Annotated in this window: 28 protein-coding genes and 2 pseudogenes; 18 read left to right on the top strand and 12 right to left on the bottom strand. The window is 66.4% G+C overall.

Annotated elements, in window-relative coordinates:
- The 5 genes and pseudogenes from NF616_RS20715 to NF616_RS20695 form a co-directional block, all read right to left on the bottom strand.
- A pseudogene (locus tag NF616_RS20715) lies at positions 1–126 on the bottom strand (alpha/beta hydrolase); the annotation flags it as partial.
- 43 nt (positions 127–169) lie between these two features.
- On the bottom strand, positions 170–427 hold the full coding sequence (locus NF616_RS20710; RefSeq protein ID WP_252275661.1) for a DUF2790 domain-containing protein: 258 nt from the start codon (positions 425–427) through the stop codon (positions 170–172).
- A 28-nt stretch (positions 428–455) separates the two neighbouring features.
- On the bottom strand, positions 456–881 hold the full coding sequence (locus NF616_RS20705) for an organic hydroperoxide resistance protein (RefSeq protein WP_252275660.1): 426 nt from the start codon (positions 879–881) through the stop codon (positions 456–458).
- Between the two features lie 156 nt (positions 882–1,037).
- Positions 1,038–1,487: a MarR family winged helix-turn-helix transcriptional regulator gene (locus NF616_RS20700; RefSeq protein ID WP_252275659.1), complete on the bottom strand. Its 450-nt coding sequence runs from the start codon at positions 1,485–1,487 to the stop codon at positions 1,038–1,040.
- A gap of 198 nt (positions 1,488–1,685) precedes the next feature.
- Positions 1,686–2,189, bottom strand: a complete 504-nt coding sequence (locus NF616_RS20695) for a L,D-transpeptidase family protein (protein WP_252275658.1) — start codon at positions 2,187–2,189, stop codon at positions 1,686–1,688.
- 153 nt (positions 2,190–2,342) lie between these two features.
- Between NF616_RS20695 and NF616_RS20690 the strand changes: the two genes are divergently transcribed.
- Positions 2,343–3,254 carry a DUF6929 family protein gene (locus tag NF616_RS20690; protein ID WP_252275657.1) on the top strand — a complete coding sequence of 304 codons (912 nt, stop codon included), beginning with the start codon at positions 2,343–2,345 and terminating at the stop codon, positions 3,252–3,254.
- Here NF616_RS20690 and NF616_RS20685 read toward each other — a convergent pair.
- Positions 3,219–3,473, bottom strand: coding sequence for a DUF2789 domain-containing protein (locus NF616_RS20685; protein ID WP_252275656.1), 255 nt, complete (start codon positions 3,471–3,473; stop codon positions 3,219–3,221). The genes NF616_RS20690 and NF616_RS20685 overlap by 36 nt on opposite strands.
- 18 nt (positions 3,474–3,491) lie before the next feature.
- A complete protein-coding gene (locus NF616_RS20680; RefSeq protein WP_252275655.1) occupies positions 3,492–4,037 on the bottom strand; it encodes an NUDIX hydrolase in 546 nt (181 codons plus the stop codon).
- 117 nt (positions 4,038–4,154) lie between these two features.
- Here NF616_RS20680 and NF616_RS20675 point away from each other — a divergent pair, with 117 nt between their 5' ends.
- The 5 genes from NF616_RS20675 to NF616_RS20655 are packed head-to-tail and all read left to right on the top strand — an operon-like array spanning position 4,155 to position 7,471.
- Positions 4,155–4,763 carry a CoA pyrophosphatase gene (locus NF616_RS20675; protein ID WP_252275654.1) on the top strand — a complete coding sequence of 203 codons (609 nt, stop codon included), beginning with the start codon at positions 4,155–4,157 and terminating at the stop codon, positions 4,761–4,763.
- 11 nt (positions 4,764–4,774) lie between these two features.
- Positions 4,775–5,299 carry a gamma carbonic anhydrase family protein gene (locus NF616_RS20670; RefSeq protein WP_252275653.1) on the top strand — a complete coding sequence of 175 codons (525 nt, stop codon included), beginning with the start codon at positions 4,775–4,777 and terminating at the stop codon, positions 5,297–5,299.
- Entirely contained in the window at positions 5,296–5,502 is a 207-nt protein-coding gene (locus tag NF616_RS20665) for a DUF1289 domain-containing protein (protein WP_252275652.1), read from the top strand. The genes NF616_RS20670 and NF616_RS20665 overlap by 4 nt, the downstream gene beginning before the upstream one ends.
- A 32-nt stretch (positions 5,503–5,534) precedes the next feature.
- Complete coding sequence (purT, locus tag NF616_RS20660; protein WP_252275651.1) at positions 5,535–6,716, top strand: formate-dependent phosphoribosylglycinamide formyltransferase; 1,182 nt, start codon at positions 5,535–5,537, stop codon at positions 6,714–6,716.
- Complete coding sequence (locus tag NF616_RS20655; protein ID WP_252275650.1) at positions 6,713–7,471, top strand: SGNH/GDSL hydrolase family protein; 759 nt, start codon at positions 6,713–6,715, stop codon at positions 7,469–7,471. The genes purT and NF616_RS20655 overlap by 4 nt, the downstream gene beginning before the upstream one ends.
- On the opposite strand, the pseudogene NF616_RS20650 reads toward NF616_RS20655, so the two are convergent.
- A pseudogene (locus tag NF616_RS20650) lies at positions 7,425–8,126 on the bottom strand (transporter associated domain-containing protein); the annotation flags it as partial. The gene NF616_RS20655 and the pseudogene NF616_RS20650 overlap by 47 nt on opposite strands.
- 202 nt (positions 8,127–8,328) lie before the next feature.
- Positions 8,329–9,129 (bottom strand): cytochrome C assembly family protein, encoded by an 801-nt coding sequence (locus NF616_RS20645; protein WP_252275649.1) that lies wholly within the window; start codon positions 9,127–9,129, stop codon positions 8,329–8,331.
- Between the two features lie 143 nt (positions 9,130–9,272).
- Here NF616_RS20645 and ffh point away from each other — a divergent pair, with 143 nt between their 5' ends.
- The 6 genes from ffh (at position 9,273) to NF616_RS20615 (ending at position 13,280) form a co-directional block, all read left to right on the top strand.
- Complete coding sequence (gene ffh, locus NF616_RS20640; protein WP_252275648.1) at positions 9,273–10,646, top strand: signal recognition particle protein; 1,374 nt, start codon at positions 9,273–9,275, stop codon at positions 10,644–10,646.
- Between the two features lie 133 nt (positions 10,647–10,779).
- Positions 10,780–11,031 (top strand): 30S ribosomal protein S16, encoded by a 252-nt coding sequence (gene rpsP / locus NF616_RS20635; protein ID WP_021700306.1) that lies wholly within the window; start codon positions 10,780–10,782, stop codon positions 11,029–11,031.
- 5 nt (positions 11,032–11,036) lie between these two features.
- Entirely contained in the window at positions 11,037–11,570 is a 534-nt protein-coding gene (rimM, locus tag NF616_RS20630; RefSeq protein ID WP_252275647.1) for a ribosome maturation factor RimM, read from the top strand.
- Between the two features lie 10 nt (positions 11,571–11,580).
- Positions 11,581–12,324 carry a tRNA (guanosine(37)-N1)-methyltransferase TrmD gene (trmD, locus tag NF616_RS20625; RefSeq protein WP_350493503.1) on the top strand — a complete coding sequence of 248 codons (744 nt, stop codon included), beginning with the start codon at positions 11,581–11,583 and terminating at the stop codon, positions 12,322–12,324.
- 40 nt (positions 12,325–12,364) lie between these two features.
- Entirely contained in the window at positions 12,365–12,715 is a 351-nt protein-coding gene (gene rplS / locus NF616_RS20620) for a 50S ribosomal protein L19 (protein ID WP_252275646.1), read from the top strand.
- Between the two features lie 154 nt (positions 12,716–12,869).
- On the top strand, positions 12,870–13,280 hold the full coding sequence (locus NF616_RS20615) for an acyl-CoA thioesterase (RefSeq protein WP_252275645.1): 411 nt from the start codon (positions 12,870–12,872) through the stop codon (positions 13,278–13,280).
- Positions 13,281–13,301: 21 nt separating this feature from the next.
- Here NF616_RS20615 and NF616_RS20610 read toward each other — a convergent pair whose 3' ends face one another.
- The gene (locus NF616_RS20610) at positions 13,302–15,104 is read right to left on the bottom strand and encodes a cation:proton antiporter (protein WP_252275644.1); all 1,803 of its coding nucleotides are present in this window, start codon (positions 15,102–15,104) and stop codon (positions 13,302–13,304) included.
- A 91-nt stretch (positions 15,105–15,195) separates the two neighbouring features.
- Here NF616_RS20610 and xerD point away from each other — a divergent pair, with 91 nt between their 5' ends.
- From xerD to NF616_RS20580, 6 genes are all read left to right on the top strand, one after another.
- Complete coding sequence (gene xerD / locus NF616_RS20605) at positions 15,196–16,092, top strand: site-specific tyrosine recombinase XerD (protein WP_252275643.1); 897 nt, start codon at positions 15,196–15,198, stop codon at positions 16,090–16,092.
- A gap of 806 nt (positions 16,093–16,898) precedes the next feature.
- Complete coding sequence (locus NF616_RS20600) at positions 16,899–17,627, top strand: thioredoxin fold domain-containing protein (RefSeq protein ID WP_252275642.1); 729 nt, start codon at positions 16,899–16,901, stop codon at positions 17,625–17,627.
- A 110-nt stretch (positions 17,628–17,737) separates the two neighbouring features.
- A complete protein-coding gene (locus NF616_RS20595; RefSeq protein WP_252275641.1) occupies positions 17,738–19,042 on the top strand; it encodes a homoserine dehydrogenase in 1,305 nt (434 codons plus the stop codon).
- A 12-nt stretch (positions 19,043–19,054) separates the two neighbouring features.
- On the top strand, positions 19,055–20,464 hold the full coding sequence (gene thrC, locus NF616_RS20590) for a threonine synthase (protein WP_252275640.1): 1,410 nt from the start codon (positions 19,055–19,057) through the stop codon (positions 20,462–20,464).
- 415 nt (positions 20,465–20,879) lie between these two features.
- Complete coding sequence (locus NF616_RS20585; RefSeq protein ID WP_252275639.1) at positions 20,880–21,446, top strand: DJ-1/PfpI family protein; 567 nt, start codon at positions 20,880–20,882, stop codon at positions 21,444–21,446.
- 129 nt (positions 21,447–21,575) lie between these two features.
- Entirely contained in the window at positions 21,576–21,878 is a 303-nt protein-coding gene (locus tag NF616_RS20580) for a ribbon-helix-helix domain-containing protein (RefSeq protein ID WP_043308632.1), read from the top strand.
- Positions 21,879–21,930: 52 nt separating this feature from the next.
- Here NF616_RS20580 and rhlB read toward each other — a convergent pair whose 3' ends face one another.
- The gene (gene rhlB / locus NF616_RS20575) at positions 21,931–23,352 is read right to left on the bottom strand and encodes an ATP-dependent RNA helicase RhlB (protein WP_252275638.1); all 1,422 of its coding nucleotides are present in this window, start codon (positions 23,350–23,352) and stop codon (positions 21,931–21,933) included.
- An 88-nt stretch (positions 23,353–23,440) separates the two neighbouring features.
- Positions 23,441–24,601: a dipeptidase gene (locus tag NF616_RS20570; protein WP_252275637.1), complete on the bottom strand. Its 1,161-nt coding sequence runs from the start codon at positions 24,599–24,601 to the stop codon at positions 23,441–23,443.
- Positions 24,602–24,661 lie beyond the last annotated feature (60 nt).

The raw sequence follows: 24,661 nt of genomic DNA, 5'->3' as shown, positions 1-24,661 counted from the left end.
GCCGCCGGCTTCCAGGGCCTGGAGGAAGGCCTGGGTGTTGTGCTCAACGCCGGGGCTGCCGGCGGCGAAAGCTTGAGTGACGGCCAGGGCGAGCAGGCCGCTTCCAACGAGTTGCTTGATGTTCATTGTGATTTTCCTGGCAGTTCGGAATGTGGGGACAACCAGGGCCTCAGCCCTGGTTGTGGCAGGTGTCGGATTGTTTGAGGTAGGTGATGGACTGCAGCGCGCCGGTGGAGTCGCGGTAGGTCATCTGCGCTTCGACCACGCCACAGTTGGCGCTGTCGGCTTCCTGCAGGCTGATCACTTCGGCGACGTCCAGTTTCTGGCCGTAACGGTAGGGCTGGTTCTGCTCGGCGGCGAAGCTCGCCGAGGCGCTGATCAGGGCCAGTGCGGCGAAGGCGCCGGCTACGAATTGACGAGTTTTCATGGCGATTCTCCTGTTCGTTCCGCTGGGCTCAGACGAGCACCAGACGGACCTCGATGTTGCCGCGGGTGGCGTTGGAGTAAGGGCAGACCTGGTGGGCCGCGGCGACCAGCTCTTCGGCGACGGCGCGGTCGATGCCCGGCAGGCTGATGTTCAGTTCCACTTCCAGGCCGAAGCCGCCGGGGATCTGGCCGATGCCGACCTTGCCGGTGATCGAGGCGTCGGCCGGGAAGGCCTGCTTCTTCTGGCTGGCGACGAACTTCAGCGCGCCGATGAAGCAGGCGGAGTAACCGGCGGCGAACAGCTGTTCGGGGTTGGTGGCTTCGCCGCCGGCGCCGCCCAGTTCACGCGGGGTGGTCAGCTTGACGTCGAGAAGACCGTCGGAGGAAACGGCGCGGCCGTCACGGCCTCCGGTGGCGGTAGCGGTAGCGGTGTAGAGGGCTTTGATGGTTTGCATGGCGGTGTCTCCAATTTGCTTGCTATCTAAAGTTTTGCGCGCTAATTAAGTGCGTGATGCGAAAGTTAGCGGCGTTTAATTTTGCGCGCAAGTTAATTGTTAGATGAATTCGATCTAGCTAGCTCTACTTCTGGAATAAGCGAGGCGGAACGGGCGTCAGAGCGACTTCTGCAGCTGATCGCGCAGGGCGACGATCTGCTCCTTGAGGGCCTGGATCTGCTCCGGCGTCTGCCTGCTGGCCTCGAGGATGCAGGCGGGGAAGCGCTCGGCCTCCTGCTGAAGCTGGCGGCCCTTGTCGGTCAGGCGCAGCTCCACGACGCGCTCATCGGCGCTGCTGCGGGTGCGGGTGATCATGCCCTCGGCCTCGAGACGCTTGAGCAGCGGGGTCAGCGAGCCGGGATCGGTGAGCAGGCGGGCGCTGATATCGCCGACGGTGATGCCGTCGCCTTCCCACAGCACCATCATGGCCAGGTACTGCGGATAGGTCAGGCCGATGCTCTGCAGCATGGGCTTGTAGGCCTTGGTCATCAGCAGCGAGGTGGAGTGCAGGGCGAAGCACAGCTGGTTGTCCAGCTGCAGGGCGGCGCAGGATTGCGGCTGTTTCATGACGGGAGCCTCCGCTCGTTATCTGCGCAACAATTTATCGCGCAAATTAAATATGGGCAAATTTTGTACAGCGGACATGAAAAAGGCGCCTTGCGGCGCCTCGTTCAAATAGCTGAGTGATCCCTGTTCATGATCTTGCGAGCTGGAGCCAAGCCAGGCGGGATGCTTCCCGCGACGCCTGGCGGCAGACGCATATCGTCAGGGGCGAATCTCGATCAGCGTGCCGTCCTTCACCAGGTTCCACACCTCGCGCATGTCGGTGTTGCGCATGGCGATGCAGCCCTCGGTCCAGTCCAGGGTGTTGAAGAACCACTCGGGGTATTCATCGTCCAGCGGCGTGCCGTGGATCATGATCATGCCGCCGGCGGGCATGCCCTTCTTGCGCGCATTGGCGGCGTCGCGGGCGTTGGGGTAGGAGATGTGCATGGACAGGTTGTACTTCTCGCTGGTCTTGCGCCAGTCGATCCAGTAGAAGCCCTCCGGCGTGCGCAGGTCGCCCTCGCGCACTTTGGCGCCCGTCGGGATCTTGCCCAGCGAGATGCGATACGACTTGAGCACCTCGCCGCGACCCATCAGGTGCAGCTTGCGCTCGGATTTGACGACCAGCACCTTGTCTACCGACTTGCCGCTGGGGATGGGGGCCGGCGTGGCCTGGGACAGGCCGGCGAGGGATATGCAGAGTAGGGTAAGCAGCCAGCGCATTACGACATTCCGGGGGTGTTTCAGTGTTGGCCCTGATGGATCAGGTTGTTATAGCGCGAGAGTCTGCCTATGCCGCGGATGATCTTCAATCCTCGCCAGTCGGACGGTGCGCTGGTTAGGATCGGCCCCTCGACTAGGCGCAAGGAAAGGACTATGAACGAACCCGAATGGCTGCGTGATCTGCATCTGCCCGACCAGGCCGGCCATGCGCACCTGAGCGCCGCCAGCGCCCTGGTGCGGGTGGGCGAGCGGCTGTTCGTGGTCGCCGACGACGAGCTGCACCTAGGGCTGTTCGGTCTCGACGACCCGGGCCCCGGGCGCGTCCTGCACCTGTTCGAGGGTGAGTTGCCGGCTGAAAAGAACGCTCGCAAGGCCGCCAAGCCCGACCTCGAGGCGCTGGTCCGATTGCCGGCGCTGCCCGGTCATGCCGAAGGCGCCCTGCTGGCGCTGGGCTCCGGCTCCACCGATAACCGTCAGCGTGGCGCGTTGCTGGGCCTGGTGGAGGGCGCCCAGCCGCGAATCCTCGACCTAGCGCCGTTGTACCGGCCGCTGCGCCAGCACTTCGCCGACCTCAACATCGAGGGCGGCTTTCTGCTGGGTGACGAGTTCATCCTGCTGCAGCGCGGCAACCAAGGGCTGGCGGCCAATGCAGCCGTACGCTACGCCTGGCCCGCTATGCGCGGCTGGCTGCTCGGGCAGCACCCGGCGCCACCACCCTCGCAGATTCAGCCCATGGCATTGGGCGAACTGGACGGTGTGGCCCTCGGTTTCACCGATGGTGCGGCGCTGGAAGACGGGCGCTGGCTGTTCAGCGCGGTGGCGGAGAACACGACGGACAGCTATCACGACGGTGCCTGTCTGGGCACGCTGATCGGCCTAGTCGAGGGCGATGGGCAGATCCGCCGCCTGGCGCAGCTGGACGGGCGCTGGAAGGTGGAGGGCATTGCCCTGGCCGCCAATGGCGACCTGCTGATGGTCACTGACGCCGATGATCCGGCGAAGGCTGCCAGCCTGCTGCGCCTGCGCGCCTCAGTGTGGCGCGACGTCCTCGTCGCGGGTCAGTGACACCGCCAGCTCGTCCACCTGGATCGCCCAGTCGGAGTCGCGCTTGAGCGACTCGGCGAGGAAGTTGGCCTGCGCCTCGCTCCAGAACGGCGCCTTGGCCAGCTTCTCGCCTTTGGCCAGGCGATGGTCGCGGATGAAGGCGGCGATGTCCTCGTTGCTGGACGGCAGGCCGAGCTGTTCGAACAGGGTGCGCAGGCTGTGGTGGTTGCTGGTGTCCATGGCGATCTTCCCGTGCGATTACTGGCGAGGGCGGAACGCGGCCATGCCCTCGTTGCGTATCGGATAATGCTGTTCGCGGCGGTCGGCGAAATAGCATTCCAGAGTACGTCCGACCGTGGGGAAGGCCAGCTCGTTCCAGGGGATTTCCCGCTCGTGGAACAGCTGCACCTCCAGGCTCTCCTCGCCGGCGCAGAAGTTCAGGTCGACCAGTTCGGCGCGGAAGAATACGTACAGCTGGCTGATGTGCGGCAGGTCGAAGAGGGTGTAGAGCTGCAGGTCACGCACCCGGGCGCAGGCCTCTTCGTCGGTCTCGCGCAGGGCCGCCTCGGCCATGGTCTCGCCGTTCTCCATGAAGCCGGCCGGCAGCGTCCAGTAACCGCGGCGCGGCTCGATGGCGCGGCGGCACAGCAGCACCTGCTCACCCCACACGGGCAGGCAGCCGGCGACGATGCGCGGGTTCTGGTAATGGATGACTTGGCATTGGGTGCAGACGAAGCGCATGCGGTTGTCGCCCGCGGGAATGCGCTGTTCCACGCCGCTGCCGCAGTAGCAGCAGAATTTCATCTGGGTCTCCGGTCGATACGCCATCTTGGCGCCGGAGCGCGTCGCGTCGCAAGGTCTTGGGCGCTTCGCTCCTTCGTGCCATGATGCCCGGCAGAACGAAAAAGACCGAGAACCGACATGCTCGACGAGCTCCTGCAGCGCGTGCGCGACCATACTCCGCGCAGCCTGGAGACCGACCCGCGCCATCCCGAGGCGGCCGTGCTGGTGCCGCTGACCCGCAGCGACGAGCCTGAGCTGGTGCTGACCCTGCGCGCCAGCGGGTTGTCCACCCACGGCGGCGAGGTGGCCTTTCCCGGTGGCCGACGCGACCCCGACGATCTCGACCTGGCCTTCACCGCACTGCGCGAGGCGGAAGAGGAGGTCGGCCTGCCGCCCGGTCTGGTGGAAATGGTCGGGCCGCTCAGCCCGCTGGTATCGCGCTTCGGCATCCGCGTCACGCCCTGGGTGGGCGTGGTGCCGGACTACGTCGAGTACCGGCCCAACGACGCCGAGATCGCCGCGGTATTCTCCGTGCCGCTGCGCTTCTTCCTGGAGAACCCGCGCGAGGTCACCCACCGCATCGATTACGAGGGGCGCAGCTGGTACGTGCCCTGCTTTCACTACGACAACTACAAGATCTGGGGTCTGACGGCGGTGATGATCGTCGAGCTGGTCAACCTGGCGTTCGACGCCGGCATCGACCTGGAGCGGCCGCCACAGCCCTCGGTCCGGATCATCAAGGTCTGAGAGGAATCCGCATGAAATATCGCCTGGGTGACGCCCGCGTCGAAGCCCATCCCGAGAGCTGGATCGCGCCGACCGCGGCGGTGATCGGCAAGGTGCGCCTGGAAAAGGGTGCCAACGTTTGGTTCGGCGCCGTGCTGCGTGGCGACAACGAGCTGATCCATATCGGTGAGAACAGCAACGTGCAGGACGGCACGGTGATGCACACCGACATGGGCTTCCCGCTGACCCTTGGCACCGGCGTCACCGTCGGCCACAACGTGATGATGCACGGCTGCACCGTGGGTGATTACAGCCTGATCGGCATCAACGCGGTGATCCTCAACGGCGCAAAGATCGGCAAGTACTGCATCATCGGCGCCAACAGCCTGATCCCCGAAGGCAAGGAGATCCCCGACGGCAGTCTGGTGATGGGCAGCCCCGGCAAGGTAGTGCGCGAGCTCACCGAGCAGCAGAAGAAGATGCTCGAGGGCAGCGCCGCCCACTACGTGCACAACGCCCAGCGCTACGCCCACGACCTGGCCGAGGACGAGGCGTGAGCGACGAGCGCCCGGTCAAGTCGCCCTGCGTGAGCATCTGCGCGCTGGACGAGCAGGACATCTGCATCGGCTGCCAGCGCACGGCGGACGAAATCACCCGCTGGGGCCGCATGAGCAACGACGAGCGCCGTGAAGTGCTGCAGCACTGCATCGAGCGCACCCGCGCCGCCGGGCAGTTCCTGCAGCAGCCCGCGCGCCACTGAATTCCCTTTCTCCCTTCTCCGAGGACATCCGCATGCCCCGTATCGGTACCCCCTTGTCGCCCACCGCGACCCGCGTCCTGCTCTGTGGCTCCGGCGAGCTGGGCAAGGAAGTGGTGATCGAGCTGCAGCGCCTGGGCTGCGAGGTGATCGCCGTTGACCGCTACGCCGACGCCCCGGCCATGCAAGTGGCGCATCGCAGCCACGTGATCAGCATGCTCGATGGTGCCGCCCTGTGTGCGGTGATCGAGGCGGAGAAGCCGCACTACATCGTGCCGGAGATCGAGGCCATCGCCACCGACACCCTGGTCGAACTGGAGGCCGAAGGCTTCACCGTGGTGCCCACCGCGCGCGCCGCCAAGCTGACCATGAACCGCGAGGGCATCCGTCGCCTGGCCGCCGAAGAGCTGGGCCTGCCGACCTCGCCCTACCACTTCGCCGATACCTACGAGGCCTACGCCGAGGCAGTGCAGGCGGTCGGCTATCCCTGCGTGGTCAAGCCGATCATGAGCTCCTCGGGCAAGGGCCAGAGCGTGCTGAAGAGCGACGCCGACCTGCGAGCTGCCTGGGATTACGCCCAGGAAGGCGGCCGCGCCGGCAAGGGCCGGGTGATCGTCGAGGGCTTTATCGACTTTGACTACGAGATCACCCTGCTTACCGTGCGCCACATCGGCGGCACCTCGTTCTGCGCGCCGGTCGGCCATCGCCAGGTCAAGGGCGACTACCACGAGTCCTGGCAGCCGCAGGCGATGAGCGCCCAGGCCATGGCCGAGTCCGAGCGCGTGGCCCTGGCGGTGACCGAGGCCCTCGGCGGCCGCGGCCTGTTCGGCGTGGAGCTGTTCATCAAGGGCGATGAGGTGTGGTTTAGCGAGGTGTCGCCGCGCCCGCACGATACCGGCCTGGTCACCCTGATCTCCCAGGACCTGTCCGAGTTCGCCCTGCACGCGCGGGCCATCCTCGGCCTGCCGATTCCGACGATTCGCCAGTTCGGTCCGTCCGCCTCTTCGGTGATCCTGGTCGAGGGCGAGTCGCGCCAGGTGGCCTTCGCCAACCTCGGCGCGGCCCTGGCCGAGCCCGACACCGCGCTGCGTCTGTTCGGCAAGCCGGAGGTCAGCGGCCAGCGGCGCATGGGTGTGACCCTGGCCCGCGACGAGAGCATCGAGGCGGCGCGGGCCAAGGCGGTGCGTGCATCCGAGGCGGTCAAGGTCGAGCTGTGAGCCGACTGCGCGCCGGCTTGTGGTGGGGCCTGGCGCTGGCGGCGCTCCCGCTGGTGCTGCCGCTGGCGATCCATACCCGGCGCACGGCGCTGCGCCTGCCGCCCGCAGAGGGTGCGCAGAGCAGTCTGGTGGCAGCCGGGCAGGGTGGCGAGCCGTTGCGTCTGCTGCTGATCGGCGAGTCCACCGTGGCCGGGGTCGGCGTCGAGGCCCAGGAATCGGCGCTCGCCGGTTGCCTGGCCCGGGCGCTGGCGACGCGCTTGGGGCGCCCCGTGGCCTGGCGTGCCTGTGGTGAGAACGGCATCACCGCGGGGGAGGCCTGCGAACGCCTGCTGCCGCTGGCGCTGAGCGAGCCGGCCGACCTGGTGGTCGTGGTATTCGGCGTCAACGACACGACTCATCTGAGTTCGCTGGCGCGCTGGGAGGGCTCGTTGCGTGCGCTCAGTCGTGGGCTGAGTGCGCGAGGCGAGCGGGTGGTCTTCACCGGCGTGCCGCCGATCCGGCATTTCAGCGCCTTGCCCTGGCCGCTGCGGCAGTTGCTGGGGCTGCGGGCCGGTCTGCTGGATAGCGAGTTGCGCCGCATCAGTGCCGAGGAGCGAGCGCAGTACGCGCGGCTGGAGCTGCGCTTCGCCTCGGAGTACCTGGCGCGGGACGGTTATCACCCGTCGGCGCTGGGCTATCAGGTGTGGGGCGAGGGGTTGGCGGAGCTGATCACGCGTTCGAGTTGTAACGGCCCTGCCACAGGCGTACGCGCTTGATCCGGTTGTCGCCGGATTCGAGAATTTCCAGGCGATAGGGGCCGATCTTCAGGCACACCGGGCTGTCGGGCAGTGTTTCCAGGGCTTCGGTGACCAGGCCGCTGAGTGTCCTCGGGCCTTCGCTGGGCAGGTGCCAGCCGAGGGTCTTGTTGATCTCGCGGATGCTCGCCGCGCCGTCGATGATCTGCGAGCCATCGTCCTGGGGCTGGATGTCCGGGTTCTCCTCGCCCTCGATGTGGCTGAAGTCGCCGATGATCTCTTCCAGCAGATCCTCCAGGGTGACGATGCCCTGGACGTCGCCGTACTCGTTCACCACCAGGCCGAGGCGGCGTTTTTCCTTCTGGAAGTTCACCAGCTGGGTCGCCAGCGGCGTGCCCTCGGGCACGAAGTAGGGCGGTACGCAGCTTTCCAGCAGGGTCGCGTGGCTCAGGCGGTTCTGCGTCAACAGCGCGGCCAGGCGGCGCATATGGACGATGCCTTCGACGCGGTCGATGTCACCGCGGTACACCGGCACGCGGGTGTGACCGATGCCGCGCAGCTGCTGGGTCAGCTGCGGCAGGTCGTCGTCCAGGTCGATGCCGACGATCTCGCCGCGCGGAATCATGATGTCGTCGACCGTCACCTTCTCCAGTTCCAGCAGCTGCAGTAGCGCGTGCTGGCGCTGCTGGCGTTCCTCCTGCAGCGACTCGCTGCGCGGCATGCGCCGGCGTTCGTGGCGCGGCGCACCGGCGGCGCGGTCCTTGCGGGTGGTGCGGCGCAGCGGCAGCAGGTCGCGTTCGCGCAGCAGAAGCAGGGCCCCGGCCAGCAGGATTGCCGTGCCGAGCCACCACTCGTAGGGGGCGAGGTTCATGCCGGTATCAGACGTGCAGGATGAATTCGCGGACCAGCTTGCTGCCGAAGTAGGCCAGCATCAGCAGGCAGAAGCCGGCCAGCGTCCAGCGGATCGCCTTGTGGCCGCGCCAGCCGAGCTGGTGGCGGCCGGCCAGCAGGACGGCGAACACCACCCAGGCGATGCATGACAACACGGTCTTGTGCACCAGGTGCTGGGCGAACAGGTCCTCGAAGAACAGCCAGCCGGACAGCAGCGATAGCGACAGCAGCAGCCAGCCGGCCCAGAGGAAGCCGAACAGCAAGCTTTCCATGGTCTGCAGCGGCGGGAAGTTGCGGATCAGTCCGGACGGGTGCTTGTGCTTGAGCTGGCGGTCCTGCAGCGACAGCAGCAGGGCCTGGAACATGGCGATGGTCAGCAGGCCGTAGGCCAGGATCGACAGCAGGATGTGGGCGAGGATGCCCGGTGCCTCGTCGATCGGCTGGCTGGTGCCCGGTGGGGCGAACTGGGCCAGTAATACGGTCAGCGCGCCGAGCGGGAACAGCGGCAGCAGCAGGTTCTGCACCGGGATGCGCGTGGTGCCAATCAGGATCAGGGCGATCACGGCGCAGGCGATCAGGCTGGAGGCATTGAAGAAGTCCAGATTCAGGCCGGTGCCCGGCAGCAGCTGCATGCCCAGGCTGATCGCGTGAGCGAGCAGGGCGAGCACGCCGAGCAGGCCTAGCAGGCGCATGTCCGGTGCCTGGCGGCGGCCGAAGCGCAATCCCTGGTAGAGGGTGGCGCCGGCGTACAGGCTGGCGGCGGTGAGACTGGGCAGCAGAGGGTGCATAAATCCGTGTATGGCTGGGCCCGAAAGGCCGAGAGTGTGGCATACAAGACGCATTTCACGAAAGACCGCCGGCGGTGTCGGCCGACCTGGCAGTTCGTTATACTCCGCGGCTTGCCGCAAGCACCCCGTTCAAAGGATCGCGCATGTTCGAGAACCTAACCGACCGCCTGTCACAGACGCTGCGCCATGTCACCGGCAAGGCCAAGCTGACCGAGGACAACATCAAGGACACCCTGCGCGAAGTGCGCATGGCCCTGCTCGAGGCCGACGTCGCCCTGCCGGTGGTCAAGGACTTCGTCAACAAGGTCAAGGAGCGTGCGGTCGGCACCGAGGTGTCGAAGAGCCTGACCCCGGGCCAGGCCTTCGTGAAGATCGTCCGTGCCGAGCTGGAAGAGCTGATGGGCGCGGCCAACGAGGATCTCGCGCTTTCCGTCGCCCCGCCTGCCGTGGTGCTGATGGCCGGCCTGCAGGGCGCCGGTAAGACCACCACCGCCGGCAAGCTGGCGCGCTTCCTCAAGGAGCGCAAGAAGAAGTCTGTGATGGTGGTGTCTGCGGACGTCTATCGCCCCGCGGCGATCAAGCAGCTGGAGACCCTGGCCAGCGACATCGGCGTAACCTTCTTCCCCTCGGACATCAGCCAGAAGCCGGTGGCCATCGCCCAGGCGGCGATCGCCGACGCCAAGCTCAAGTTCATCGACGTGGTCATCGTCGATACCGCCGGCCGCCTGGCCATCGACGAAGAGATGATGGCCGAGATCCAGGCCGTGCATGCCGCGATCAAGCCGGCCGAGACGCTGTTCGTGGTCGACGCCATGACCGGTCAGGACGCCGCCAACACCGCCAAGGCCTTCGGCGACGCGCTGCCGCTGACCGGCGTGGTGCTGACCAAGGTCGACGGCGATGCCCGTGGCGGCGCCGCGCTGTCGGTGCGGCAGATCACCGGCAAGCCGATCAAGTTCATCGGTATGGGCGAGAAGAGCGAGGCGCTCGAGCCCTTCCACCCGGACCGCATCGCTTCGCGCATCCTTGGCATGGGCGACGTGCTCAGCCTGATCGAGCAGGCCGAACAGACGCTTGACCGCGAGAAGGCCGAGAAACTCACCAAGAAGCTGAAGAAGGGCAAGGGCTTCGATCTCGAAGACTTCCGCGATCAGCTGCAGCAGATGAAGAACATGGGCGGCCTCGGTGGCCTGATGGACAAGCTGCCGGCCATCGGCGGGGTCAACTTGTCGCAGATGGCGGGAGCCCAGGGCACCGCGGAGAAGCAGTTCAAGCAGATGGAGGCGATCATCGACTCCATGACGCCGGCCGAGCGTCGCGATCCGGAGCTGATCAGCGGCTCGCGCAAGCGTCGCATCGCCCTCGGTTCCGGCACGCAGGTTCAGGACGTCGGCCGCTTGATCAAGCAGCACAAGCAGATGCAGAAGATGATGAAGAAATTCACCGCCAAGGGCGGCATGGCCAAGATGATGCGCGGCCTCGGCGGCATGATGCCGGGCGGGCTGCCGAAGTTGTGAGCCCGTGGCCGATAGGTGGCCGAAAAAGAGATTTGCAAATAGCCGGATAATCCTTAGAATATGCGGCCTTTCGGGCCTAGGCCCATCAAAGTGTGTGCCTTTAAGTTAGCACCGATTACAGGAACGAAGTTCAATGGTAACCATCCGTCTTGCTCGTGGCGGCTCCAAGAAGCGCCCCTTCTACCACCTGACCGTGACCAACAGCCGCAACGCGCGCGATGGTCGCTTCGTCGAGCGCATCGGTTTCTTCAACCCGGTCGCCACCGGTGCCGAAGTGAAGCTCTCCGTGAACCAGGAGCGCGCCACCTACTGGCTGAGCCAGGGCGCCCAGCCGTCTGAGCGCGTTGCTCAGCTGCTGAAGGAAGCTGCCAAGGCTGCTGCCTAAGCAATATGAACGCTACGCCGTCCGCTGAGGACCTGATCGTCCTCGGCAAGATCACTTCGGTGCACGGCGTGCGTGGGGAAGTGAAGATCTATTCCTTCACCGACCCGATTGACAACCTGCTCGACTACAGCCCTTGGACGCTCAGGCGCGAGGGCGAGGTCAAGCAGGTGGAGCTGGTCAGCGGTCGCCTCCAGGGCAAAGTCCTGGTGGCCAAGCTCAAGGGGCTCGATGACCGCGAGGTGGCACGTACCTACGCGGGTTTCGACATATGCGTACCCCGTGCACTGCTGCCCGACCTGGATGAAGGCGAGTTCTACTGGCATCAGCTGGAAGGACTGAAGGTGATCGACCTGCAAGGGCAACTGCTCGGGCGCCTCGATCACCTGCTGGAAACCGGCTCCAACGACGTGATGGTGGTCAAGCCCTGTCCGGGCAGCCTGGATGATCGCGAGCGCCTGCTGCCGTACACCGAGCAGTGCGTGCAGCACATCGACCTGGTCGCCGGCGAGATGCGGGTGGACTGGGACGCGGACTTCTGAGGTCCGCGCCGTGCGTGTCGAAGTCATCAGCATCTTCCCGGAGATGTTCGCCGCCATCAGTCAGTACGGCATTACCAGTCGCGCGGTGAAGCAGGGCCTGTTGCAGTTGAACTGCCACCAGCTCCGCGATTTCACCGATGACCGTCACCAGACGGTGGATGATCGCCCCTTCGGCGGCGGCCCCGGCATGGTGATGAAGATAAAGCCCCTGGAGGGTGCTCTAGCCGCGGCCAGGGCCGCCGCCGGGGAGTCGGCGAAGGTGGTTTACCTTTCGCCGCAGGGCCGCCAGCTGGATCAGCAGGGGGTTCGTGAACTGGCTAGCGAGCAGGCGCTGATTCTCATCGCCGGCCGCTACGAAGGCATCGACGAGCGCTTCATTCAGGCGCATGTCGATGAGGAATGGTCGATCGGCGATTACGTCCTCTCCGGCGGTGAGCTTCCGGCGATGGTGCTGATCGATGCTGTTACGCGGCTGCTTCCGGGTGCGCTCGGGCATGCAGATTCCGCCGAGGAGGACTCGTTCAGCGACGGCCTCCTCGATTGCCCGCACTACACCCGACCCGAGGTGTACGAGGGCAAGCGTGTTCCGGACGTGCTGCTCAGCGGCAACCACGAACACATCCGGCGCTGGCGTCTGCAGCAAGCCCTCGGGCGGACCTGGGAACGTCGAGCCGATCTTCTGGATAGCCGCTCGCTTTCTGGAGAAGAGAAGAAGCTGCTGGAGGAATACATCCGCCAGCGGGACGATAGTTAACGTATCGATGGCAAACTCAGGTTTGTCTTAGGAGCACAGCATGACCAACAAGATCATTCAGCAGCTCGAAGCCGAGCAGATGAACAAAGAAATCCCGGCCTTCGCCCCGGGTGACACCGTCATCGTTCAGGTGAAGGTAAAGGAAGGCGACCGTTCCCGTCTGCAGGCCTTCGAAGGCGTCGTCATCGCCAAGCGTAACCGCGGTCTGAACAGCGCCTTCACCGTGCGCAAGATCTCCAGCGGCGTAGGCGTCGAGCGTACCTTCCAGACCTACTCCCCGCTGATCGACAGCGTGAGCGTCAAGCGCCGCGGCGACGTGCGCAAGGCCAAGCTGTACTACCTCCGCGACCTGTCCGGCAAGGCAGCTCGCATCAAGGAAAAACTGTCCTGATAGGACGGTTTTCCGACCTGAAAGAAGCAGCCTCCGGGCTGCTTTTTTCGTTTCTGGGCCCGTGCGACCGGCGGGTCTTCATCCACTGCCCTGAGCGTCCATAACAAGCACAAGTTCGCGACGAGGCAGCCACCCTCTTGAGAGCAGTAGTGGCATGACCGCGAGAGAGCTAGAGATCCAGCGCCGTACCGAACTGTCGGAGACGCGCGTGACAAAGGCGGTGTTTCCGCCCAGCACCAATCACCACAACACCCTGTTCGGCGGCACTGCGCTGGCCTGGATGGACGAAGTGTCCTTCATCGCCGCCACGCGCTTCTGCCGCCTGCCGCTGGTCACCGTGTCCAGCGACCGCATCGACTTCAAACACGCCATTCCGGCCGGCTCCATCGTCGAGCTGATCGGCCGTGTCATTTCCGTCGGTAACACCAGCCTCAAGGTCGAGGTGGAGGTCTATGTCGAGGGCATGTACTGCGGCGGCCGCGAGAAGGCGATCGGCGGCGTGTTCAGCTTCGTCGCCATCGACGAGGACAAGAAGCCGGTGCCGGTCCTGCCGGACTTCGCCTGAGCCGAGGCCCGCGGTGGCTCGTCAGACCTCCGCGGGTTCGATCAGGGCCAGCAGCGTCCAGCCGGGTGCCGGCACGAACGACAGCGGGTCACCGGCCACCTGCACCCAGCCGCGCGGGTCGAAGGCCAGCAGCAACGTGGCGCGCTCACCATGCAGAGCCTGGTACTCCTGCCAGCCGAAGGTCTCTGTCAGGGTGGTGCTGCGCATCTCGCCGCCGCGGGCGAGCAGGCCGGCCAGCCGTCCGTAGCTCTGGGCCGGAAAGCCGAAGCTGCGGCCGCGATGCTCGTCGCTGACCCGGTGCTTCTCGCTCAGGCGCAGCTCGCGGGAGTTGGTCAGGCTGTACAGATGCTGCTTGCCGAAGTCCGGACGGAAGCGCGAGCAGGCCAGGTTGTTCTGCTCGCTGGAAGGTGACAGGGCCAGCAACTGGCCGATGCCGGTGAGATCCAGGTGAGCGTCCGCATGCTGCGATGCGGGATTGCCGAAGTAGGTGGGCAGCCCGTCCATGCGCGCGGCGGCGATGTTTTCCCAGCTGGAGTCGGTGAGCAGCACATGGCTGCCCTGCTGTTTCAGGGCGCGGCCAATGGCGCGGGCCACCGGATTGGCGCCGACGATCAGGAAACCCCGGGCGGCGGGCTCGGCTACCTTGAGCAGGCGGGCCAGCGGGCGCGCCGTGGCGCTCTGCAGCACCACGGTGCCGATGATCACCAGGAAGGTCAGCGGTACCAGCAGGTGGGCCTGCTCGTAGCCATGCTGTTGCAGGCGTTCGGCGAATATCGCCGAGACCGCCGCGGCGACGATGCCCCGCGGGGCGATCCAGGCGAGCAGGGCGCGTTCGCGCCAGCCGAGGTCGGAGCCGGCCGTGCAGAGGGCGATGTTCAGCGGGCGGGCGATGAACTGGATCACCGCCAGCAGGAGCAGCGTGGCGGGGCCCAGTGCCAGAAGGGCGGCCAGGTCCAGGCGTGCGGCGAGCAGGATGAACAGCCCGGAGATCAGCAATACGCTGAGGTTTTCCTTGAAGTGCAGGATGTGCCGGACGTCCACGCCGCGCATGTTGGCCAGCCACATGCCCATCACCGTCACGGCCAGCAGCCCCGACTCGTGCACCAGCAGGTTGGCGGCGATGAAGATGCCCAGCACGGCGGCCAGTGCGGCGAGGTTCTCCAGGTACTCGGGCAGCCAGCGATGGCGCAGCACCTGGCCGAACAGCCAGCCGCCGGCGGCGCCAAAGGCCGAGCCGCAGGCGATCACCGCGGCGAAGGTGGTCAGGCTCTCGCTCCAGGGCTCGCCGCCGCTGCGGCTGGCGATGAAGCTGTATACCACCACCGCCAGCAGCGCGCCGATGGGGTCGATGACGATGCCTTCCCAGCGCAGGATGTTGCCCACCGAGGCGCGCGGCCGCACGACCCGCAGCATCGGCGCGATCACCGTCGGCCCGGTGACGAGGGTCAGGGTGCCGAACAGCAGCGCCAGGTCCCAGGAAAAATCCAGCAGGTAGTGCGTGGCCACGGCGATCACCGCCCAGGTGGCCAGCGCGCCGAGGGTCACCATGCGCTTCACCACGCTGCCGATCTCGCGCCACTCGGACAGGTGCAGGGTCAGGCTGCCCTCGAACAGGATCAGCGCGACCGACAGCGAGACCAGCGGAAGCAGCAGCGGGCCGAAGATCTCCGAAGGATCGAGCCAGCCGAGCACCGGCCCGGCCAGGATGCCGCAGAGCAGCAGGAACAGGATGGCCGGCAGGCGCAGGCGCCAGGCCAGCCACTGGCTGGCCAGGGAGGCCAGGCCGACGCCACCGAGGCCTAGCAGAATCTGGGTTTCGCTCATGGAGACTCCTTGTCTGAACGCCGCCGGCTGGCACTGCGGCGCGGGGCTATGGAAGACTACCGCGCCGCCCCGTTGGAAATACAGCCGCACCATGCCCGTTCTGGACCACCCGCTGATCGATCGCTTTCTCGACGCCCTGTGGCTGGAGAAGGGCCTGTCGCCCCATACCCGTGCCGCCTATCGCAGCGACCTCGGCCACTTCCACGCCTGGCTGCAGGAGCGCGGCGGCGACCTGCAGCATGCCGGGCGCGACAGCATTCTCGACCATCTCGGCTGGCGCCTGGAGCAGGGCTACAAGGCGCGTTCCACCGCGCGCCTGCTCTCGGGCATGCGGGGCTTCTACCGCTACCTGTTGCGCGATGGGCTGATCGCCGAGGACCCGACGCTGCTGATCGAGCTGCCGCAAATCGGCCGGCCGCTGCCCAAGTCGCTGTCCGAGGCGGACGTCGAGGCCCTGCTGGCGGCGCCGGACCTGGACGATCCCATCGGCCTGCGCGACCGTGCCATGCTCGAGGTGCTCTACGCCTGCGGTCTGCGCGTCACCGAGCTGGTGTCGCTGACGCTGGAGCAGGTCAACCTGCGCCAGGGCGTGCTGCGGGTGTTCGGCAAGGGCAGCAAGGAGCGCCTGGTGCCGCTGGGCGAAGAGGCCATCGCCTGGGTCGAGCGCTACCTGCGCGAGGCCCGCTCGCTGCTGCTCTCCGGCAAGCCCAGCGACGTGCTGTTTCCCAGCCTGCGCGGCGAGCAGATGACCCGGCAGACCTTCTGGCACCGCATCAAGCACCAGGCCCGGGTGGCCTGTATCGACAAACCCCTGTCGCCGCACACGCTGCGCCACGCCTTCGCCACCCACCTGCTCAACCACGGCGCCGACCTGCGGGTGGTGCAGATGCTGCTGGGCCACAGCGATCTTTCCACTACCCAGATCTATACCCACATCGCCCGCGCACGGCTGCAGGAACTCTACGCCCAGCACCACCCGAGGGGGTGAGCCTCTTGCGACGCACTGCGTCGCAAAGGCGAACGCCCCGCCATGGATGGCGGGGCCGGGGTGTGGCAGCGCCGCGGAGTTGCGACAGGGACGTCTACACGAAGCACATTCGCCGCGCGCGTCGCAAAGGCGAACGCCCCGCCAGGGCTGGCGGGGCCGGGGTGTGGCAGCGCCGCGGAGTTGCGACAGGGACGTCTACACGAAGCACATTCGCCGCGCGCGTCGCAAAGGCGAACGCCCCGCCATGGATGGCGGGGCCGGGGTGTGGCAGCGCCGTGGTGTTGCGACAGGGACGTCTACGCGAAGCACTTTCGCCGCTCGCGTCGCAAAGGCGAACGCCCCGCCATGGATGGCGGGGCCGGGGTGTGGCAGCGCCGTGGTGTTGCGACAGGGACGTCTACGCGAAGCACTTTCGCCGCTCGCGTCGCAAAGGCGAACGCCCCGCCATGGATGGCGGGGCCGGGGTGTGGCAGCGCCGTGGTGTTGCGACAGGGACGTCTACGCGAAGCACTTTCGCCGCTCGCGTCGCAAAGGCGAACGCCCCGCCATGGCTGGCGGGGCCGGGGTATGGCAGCGCCACGGTGTTGCGACAGGGGGCGTCTACGCGAAGCGCTTTCGCCGCTCGCGTCGCAAAGGCGAACGCGGTCAGCGCCGAGGTTGTGAAAGCAGAGGCCGGCGCCATGCAGCGAGGCATCGTCGAGCGATTGCTTCACGCAGCTCATCCGCCTCCCGTTCCCGCCCGGCGTCCGCGGTCGGCGGCGCAGAGCGGCTGTGGTAGGCTTGGGCCACTGTCACAGGAGCATTCCATGTCCGTTATTCGTCTGCTGGGCGGCGCCGTTCTGGGTCTCGCCGCTTCCGTTGCTCTGGCCGCCGATCCCGATCAGGCCATCCGCGCCACCCTGACCAAGCTGCAACCCGACATGCCCATCGAGGCCATCGCCGAAAGCCCGATGACCGGTCTCTATCAGGTGCACCTCAAGGGTGGCCGCCTGCTCTACGCCAGCGCTGACGGCCAGTTCCTGATGCAGGGCAACCTGTACCAGATGAAGGGTGACGAGGCCCTCAACCTGACCCGTCAGGCCGAGAGCAAGGGCGTGGCCAAGGAAATCAACGGCATTCCGGCCAGCGACATGGTGGTGTTCTCGCCCAAGGAGCCGGCCAAGGCGCACATCACCGTATTCACCGACACCGACTGCGGCTACTGCCAGAAGCTGCACAGCGAGGTGCCGGAGCTCAACCGCCGCGGCATCGAAGTGCGCTACGTGGCGTTCCCGCGCCAGGGCCTGGGCAGCCACGGCTACAACAGCCTGGTCAGCGTCTGGTGCGCCAAGGACCGTCAGGAGGCCATGAACAAGGCCAAGGCCCGCGAGGACCTGCCGTCGGCCAGCTGCGCCAATCCGGTCGCCAAGCAGTACGAACTGGGCCAGATGATCGGCGTCAACGGCACCCCGGCCATTGTCCTCGGCAACGGCGAGCTGATCCCGGGCTACCAGCCCGCGCCGCAGCTCGCGGAAATCGCCCTGCAGGCCAAGTGATTCGGCCGCCGGGTCGATTGACCTGGAGTACTGGCGCTTCGTAAAGTGCGGCTCTTTTGTGCGGCCGGGGCTTGCCCCGGCCGTTTCGTGTAGCAGATGGGGAAAACAACGTGAAACCGGTGAAAGTGGGCATCTGTGGGCTGGGCACCGTCGGTGGCGGTACCTTCAACGTACTCAAACGCAACGCCGAGGAGATTGCCCGCCGTGCCGGGCGTGGAATCGAAGTCGCGCAGATTGCCGCCCGTCGCCCCAACCCGAAGTGTGAAACCGGTGCCACCCCCATCACCGCCGACATTTTCGACGTGGCCAACAACCCGGACATCGACGTGGTCATCGAGCTGATCGGTGGCTATACCCTGGCCCACGAGCTGGTGCTCAAGGCCATCGAGAACGGTAAGCACGTGGTCACCGCCAACAAGGCGCTGATCGCCGTGCACGGCAACGAGATCTTCGCCAAGGCCCGCGAGAAGGGCGTCATCGTCGCCTTCGAGGCCGCCGTGGCCGGTGGCATCCCGGTGATCAAGGCGATCCGCGAGGGTCTGGCCGCCAACCGCATCAACTGGCTGGCCGGCATCATCAACGGCACCGGCAACTTCATCCTCACCGAGATGCGCGAGAAAGGCCGTGCCTTCGCCGACGTGCTGAAGGAAGCCCAGGCCCTGGGCTACGCCGAGGCCGATCCGACCTTCGACGTGGAAGGCATCGACGCCGCCCACAAGCTGACCATCCTCGCGTCCATTGCCTTCGGCATCCCGCTGCAGTTCGACAAGGCCTACACCGAGGGCATCAGCAAGCTGACCAGCGCCGACGTCAACTACGCCGAGGCCCTGGGCTATCGCATCAAGCACCTCGGCGTGGCCCGTCGCACCGAGGCCGGTATCGAGCTGCGCGTACACCCGACGCTGATCCCGGCCGACCGCCTGATCGCCAACGTCAACGGCGTGATGAACGCGGTGATGGTCAATGGCGATGCCGCCGGCAGCACCCTGTTCTACGGCGCCGGTGCCGGCATGGAGCCGACCGCGTCCTCGGTGGTGGCCGACCTGGTCGACGTGGTCCGCGCCCTGACCACCGACCCGGAAAACCGCGTGCCGCACCTGGCCTTCCAGCCGGATGCGCTGTCCGACCACCCGATCCTGCCGATCGGCGAGTGCGAGAGCGCCTACTACCTGCGCATCCAGGCCAAGGACCATCCGGGCGTACTGGCCCAGGTGGCGAGCATCCTGTCGGAGCGCGGCATCAACATCGAGTCGATCATGCAGAAGGAGGTCGAGGAGCACGACGGCCTGGTTCCGATGATCCTGGTCACCCACCGCGTGGTGGAGAGCCGCATCGACGACGCCATCGCCGCCCTCGAGGGGCTGGCCGACGTGGTCGGCAAAGTCGTGCGCATCCGCGTCGAGCAACTGGTCTGAGGTAGAAGAGTCATGCGTTATATCAGCACCCGCGGCCAGGCCCCGGCCCTCAATTTCGAAGACGTCCTGCTCGCCGGCCTGGCCAGCGACGGCGGCCTGTATGTGCCGGAAAATCTGCCGCGCTTCACTCAGGAGGAGATCGCCTCCTGGGCCGGCCTGCCGTACCACGAGCTGGCCTTCCGCGTGATGCGCCCCTTCGTCGCCGGCAGCATCGCCGACGCCGATTTCAAGAAGATCCTCGAGGCGACCTACGGCGTGTTCGCCCACAGCGCCGTGGCGCCGCTGCGCCAGCTCGACGGCAACGAGTGGGTGCTCGAGCTGTTCCACGGCCCGACCCTGGCCTTCAAGGACTTCGCCCTGCAGCTGCTGGGGCGCCTGCTCGACCACGTGCTGAGCAAGCGTGGCGAGCGCGTGGTGATCATGGGCGCCACCTCCGGCGACACCGGCTCGGCCGCCATCGAGGGCTGCAAGGCCTGCGAGCACGTCGACATCTTCATCATGCACCCGCACAACCGTGTGTCCGAGGTGCAGCGCCGGCAGATGACTACCATCCTCGGCGAGAACATCCACAACATCGCCATCGAAGGCAACTTCGACGACTGCCAGGAGATGGTCAAGGCCAGCTTCGCCGATCAGGGCTTCCTCAAGGGCACCCGCCTGGTCGCGGTCAACTCGATCAACTGGGCGCGGATCATGGCCCAGATCGTCTACTACTTCCACGCGGCCCTGCAGCTGGGCGGCCCGGCGCGTTCCGTGACCTTCTCGGTGCCGACCGGCAACTTCGGCGACATCTTCGCCGGTTACCTGGCGCGCAACATGGGGCTGCCGATCAGCCAGCTGATCGTGGCGACCAACCGCAATGACATCCTGCACCGCTTCATGAGCGGCAACCAGTACGTCAAGGGCGACCTGCACCCGACCCTGTCGCCGTCCATGGACATCATGGTCTCGTCCAACTTCGAGCGCTTGCTGTTCGACCTGCACGGTCGCAATGGCGCCGCCATCGCCGGTCTGATGGACACCTTCAAGCAGGGTGGCGGCTTCAGCGTCGAAGACGATCGCTGGACCGAGGCGCGCAAGCTGTTCGACTCCCTGGCTGTCAACGACGAGCAGACCTGCGAGACCATCGCCGAGGTGTACAAGACCTGTGGCGAGCTGCTCGACCCACACACCGCCATCGGCGTGCGCGCCGCGCGTGAGTGCCGCCGCAGCCTGGCCGTGCCCATGGTCACCCTGGGTACCGCGCACCCGGTCAAGTTCCCCGAAGCGGTGGAGAAGGCCGGCGTCGGCCAGAGCCCGGCGCTGCCGGCGCACCTGACCGACCTTTTCCAGCGCGAGGAGCGCTGCACCGTGCTGGCCAACGACCTGAAGGCCGTGCAGCAGTTCGTCGCCGCCCATGGCAACCGCGGCAAGCCGCTCTGATCTGCCGGCCGTGACCGAAGCCCCGCCCTGTGCGGGGCTTTTTGTTGTTGGGCGGCATGTGCTTCGTAGGGTGCGCTGTGCGCACCGTTGTGCCGGTCCGTAGCCTGGATGATCCGGGGATGCGGTGCCTGGCCGATTACCGAGCGGTCGGACACGTCTGGTTTCGCCCACTCACTTTTCTTTGTTTGCGGATCGCAGCCCGGCGCAAAGAAAAGTAAGCAAAAGAAAGCGCATCCCGGCACCCGGCCCTACGCTTCGCGAAGGGTTCCCTCCTTCCGGCGCCGTTCCGGGGGCTGGCTTATATTCCAGGGTGTTTGAGGGATTTGTAGCGTCCCCGTGTAGTAGCCAGCTGTTACCCTGGATTGGGTGAGGCGGCGCAGACTGGCACCACATTCACCCAGAGGAGGTCATTGTCATGGCGGCGAAGAAGATCCTGATGCTGGTCGGCGACTACGTCGAAGACTACGAGACCATGGTGCCATTCCAGGCGCTGCAGATGGTCGGCCATACCGTACATGCAGTGTGCCCCGGCAAGAGCGCCGGGCAGACCGTACGTACCGCGATCCACGACTTCGAGGGCGACCAGACCTACAGCGAGAAGCCGGGGCACAACTTCGCCCTCAACTTCGATTTCGCCAAGGCCTCCGAAAGCGCCTATGACGGCCTGCTGATTCCCGGCGGCCGTGCCCCCGAATACCTGCGGCTGAATGCCGAGGTGATCGCCCTGGTGCAGGCCTTCGCCAAGGCCGACAAGCCGATCGCCGCCGTATGCCACGGCGCCCAGCTGCTGGCCGCCGCCGATGTGCTCAAGGGCCGCGGTTGCAGTGCCTACCCGGCGTGCGCGCCGGAAGTGCGCCTGGCCGGTGGCGAGTACGTGGAGGTGCCAATGGATGGCGTGCACGTCGACGGCAACCTGGTCACCGCCCCGGCGTGGCCGGCGCATCCGGCCTGGCTGGCGGCGTTCCTGAAGGTACTGGGCTAAATAGACAAAAGAGAATCTCGCGAGCGAGCGCCAGGCAAGGCGAGAAGGGGCGAGGGCGCGGAGCGTAGATGAGCAGCCCGAGCCACTTCTCAACGCAGTGGCGACGCGCAGCAGATTCGGGAGCAGGCGATGTGTGAGCTTTACGTGAAGGCCGATCCGATCCTCTACGAGTCGCGCTCGCGCTCGCTGCGCATCCGCGGGGTGGTCACCACCCTGCGTTTAGAAAATCAGTTCTGGGACATCCTGCGCGAGATCGCCGAGGTCGACGGCATGACCACCAACCAGCTGATCACCAAGCTGTACGAGGAGGTCATGGACTACCGGGGCGAGGTGGTCAACTTCGCCTCGTTCCTGCGCGTCAGCTGCACGCGTTTCCTGGCGCAGCGCCCGCAGCCGAGCGCCGAGGTGCTCAGCCTGGTGCAGTCGCGTTAGATCTGCGCGCACAAAAAAGCCCGCGTCGAGCGGGCTTTTTTATCGCTGCCGATCAGTGCTTGCGCGGCACCGGCTTGAGCAGCTCTTCCGGCGGCATCTCGCAGGTGATCTTGCGGCCCAGCAGCTCTTCGATCGGCGGCAGGGCGAAGGCGTCGTCCTCGCCGGCGAAGCTGATCGAGGTGCCGCTGGCGCCGGCACGGCCGGTACGGCCGATGCGGTGCACGTAGTCGTCCGGCACTTCCGGCAGGGTGAAGTTGATCACGTGGCTGATGCCGTCGACGTGGATGCCGCGGCCGGCCACGTCGGTGGCGACCATCACGCGGATCTTGCCCTCGCGGAAGCCTTCCAGGGTCTTGATCCGCTTGTGCTGCGGCACGTCGCCGGACATCTGCGCGGCGCTGACGCCGTCGCGGATCAGCTTCTCCTCGATGCGGCGTACCTCGTCGCGACGGTTGGCGAACACCATCACGCGCTGCCAGTCGTTCTGCGTCACCAGGTTGTACAGCAGCTTGTACTTGTCCTGGCTGGAGACGGCGTAGACGTGCTGCTCGACGGTGTCGCTGGCGACGTTTTCCGGCTCGATCTCGACAATGGCCGGGTTCACCGTCCACTGCCGCGCCAGGTTCATCACGTCTTCGGTGAAGGTCGCGGAGAACAGCAGGGTCTGGCGGTCGCCCTTCATCGGGGTCTGGCGGATGATCTGGCGTACCTGCGGGATGAAGCCCATGTCGAGCATGCGGTCGGCTTCGTCCAGCACCATCACCTCGACCATGTCCAGGTGCACCTCGCCGCGCTGGTTGAAGTCCAGCAGGCGGCCGGGGGTGGCGACCAGGATGTCGCAGTAGCGTGATTCGAGCTGCTTGAGCTGCTTGTCGAAGTCCATGCCACCGACGAACTGCATGACGTTGAGGCCGGTGTACTTGGTCAGGGCCTCGGCGTCCTTGGCGATCTGCACTACCAGCTCACGGGTTGGCGCGATGATCAGCGCACGCGGCTCGCCCATGTAGCGCTCTTTCGGCACCTGGGTCTGCAGCAGCTGGGTGATGGTCGAGATGAGGAAGGCGGCGGTCTTGCCGGTACCGGTCTGGGCGCGGCCGATGGCGTCCTTGCCCTTGAGGGTGTGGCCGAGGACCTGGGCCTGGATCGGTGTGCAGTAGGGGAAGCCGAGGTCGTGGATGGCGTGCATCAGCTCGGGGGCCAGGCGGAAGTCGTGGAAGCGGGTCTTGCCGTCGGCGGGCTCGACCACGAAGTCTTCCAGTTTCCAGGTATCCACCGGCTTGGCCGGGCGCTCGCGGCGCGGCTTGTCGGTGCGCGGCTTCTTCTCGCGTGGCGACGTGTCTTCGGCGGCCGTTTTCACCGGCGCGCTGCGCTGGCCACTCTGCGCGGGAGCGCTGGGGGAGGGGGCGACGGTGGTGCTGTTGGCGGGCTGCTCGGCTTCGCCCTTGGTGAAGATCTTCTTGAGTGCTTTGAGCACGGCCGGTCTCGTTCTGGTCAAGGAATGAACGCCGGCCAGTGTAAAGCAAGAAGCCCGCGCGGCGAAGTGCCGCGCGGGTTGCGTGCGGTCAATCGGGCAGGTTGGCCAGCAGCAGGTCGCGCACGTTGCCGCCCATGATCGCGGCGATCTGCGCCTCGTCGAAGCCGGCGCGCTGCAGGCCCTCGGTGATCTGCGCAAGGCCGGTGGTATCGAACGGAGCGTGCACCGTGCCGTTGAAGTCCGAGCCCAGGGCCACGTGGGCGACGCCGACCTTGTCCACGGCATAGCGGATGGCGCGGACGATGGCACCGACCGAGGTGTCGCAGACGGCGGCGTCCCAGTAGCCGATGCCGATCACCCCGCCGGTGGCGGCGATGCGCTGCAGATGGTCGTCGCTGAGGTTGCGCGGGCCGGCGCAGGTGCCGGCCACGCCCGTGTGGGAAACCAGCACCGGGCGTTTGGCCATCGCCAGTACGTCGTCGATCAGTGGCTTGGAGGCATGGGCTAGGTCGACCAGCATGCGTTTCCCTTCAAGTCGAGTGATCACCTGGCGGCCCAGCGGCGTCAGCCCGCCCTTGTCCAGACCGTGGGCCGAGCCGCCCACCTCGTTGTCGAAGAAGTGCGTCAGGCCGGCGATGCGGAAGCCCGCGTCGTACAGGCGATCGACGTTTTCCAGCTTGCCCTCGATGGGCTGCAGGCCCTCGGTGGCGAGGACCGTGGCCAGGCGTTGCGGATCGCGCCGCCAGTCTTCCAGAAAGCTCGCCAGCTCGCCGCGGTTGCGGATCAGCACCAGGCGGCCTTCGCCGGCGGCCGCGGCCTGCTTGAGCTTGTCGGCCTGGTACAGGGCACGTTCGAGCAGGCTGCCCCAGGTCGCCCGCGGCCAGCGCTGGGCCATGGCCAGCAGCGTGATGTTGTCGCTGTCGGCGCCGTTGCTCTCGTAGTTGATGCCGCGCGGCGTCTTGGTCACGGTGGAGAACACCTGCAGGCCGACGCGGCCCTCGAGCAGGCGCGGCAGGTCTGAATGGCCGTAGTCGTGGCGCTGCAGCAGGTCGCGCTGCCAGAGCAGGGCATCGTCATGCAGGTCGGCGACGAACAGGCGCTGGTGCAGCTGCTCGGCCTTGTCGCTGGCCGGGTAGGGTGCCGGGTTGGCCACGCTGTTCATCTGCCGGTCGAGCAGGGTGGGAAGGGTGAAGAAGACTCCCGCGGCCAGTGGCACGAGAATCAGCAGGGCGAGCAGCAGCTTGCGCATGACGGCATCCGTTCGTTGTTGTTATGCGGCGACTCTAACAAGCGGCGGCGGAAGCGGCGA

The sequence above is a fragment of the Pseudomonas subflava genome, from assembly GCF_023823685.1.
Taxonomy (GTDB): domain Bacteria; phylum Pseudomonadota; class Gammaproteobacteria; order Pseudomonadales; family Pseudomonadaceae; genus Aquipseudomonas; species Aquipseudomonas subflava.
Note: the sequence above shows the minus strand (reverse complement) of the source record. Positions and strands in the feature narration are given on the sequence as shown.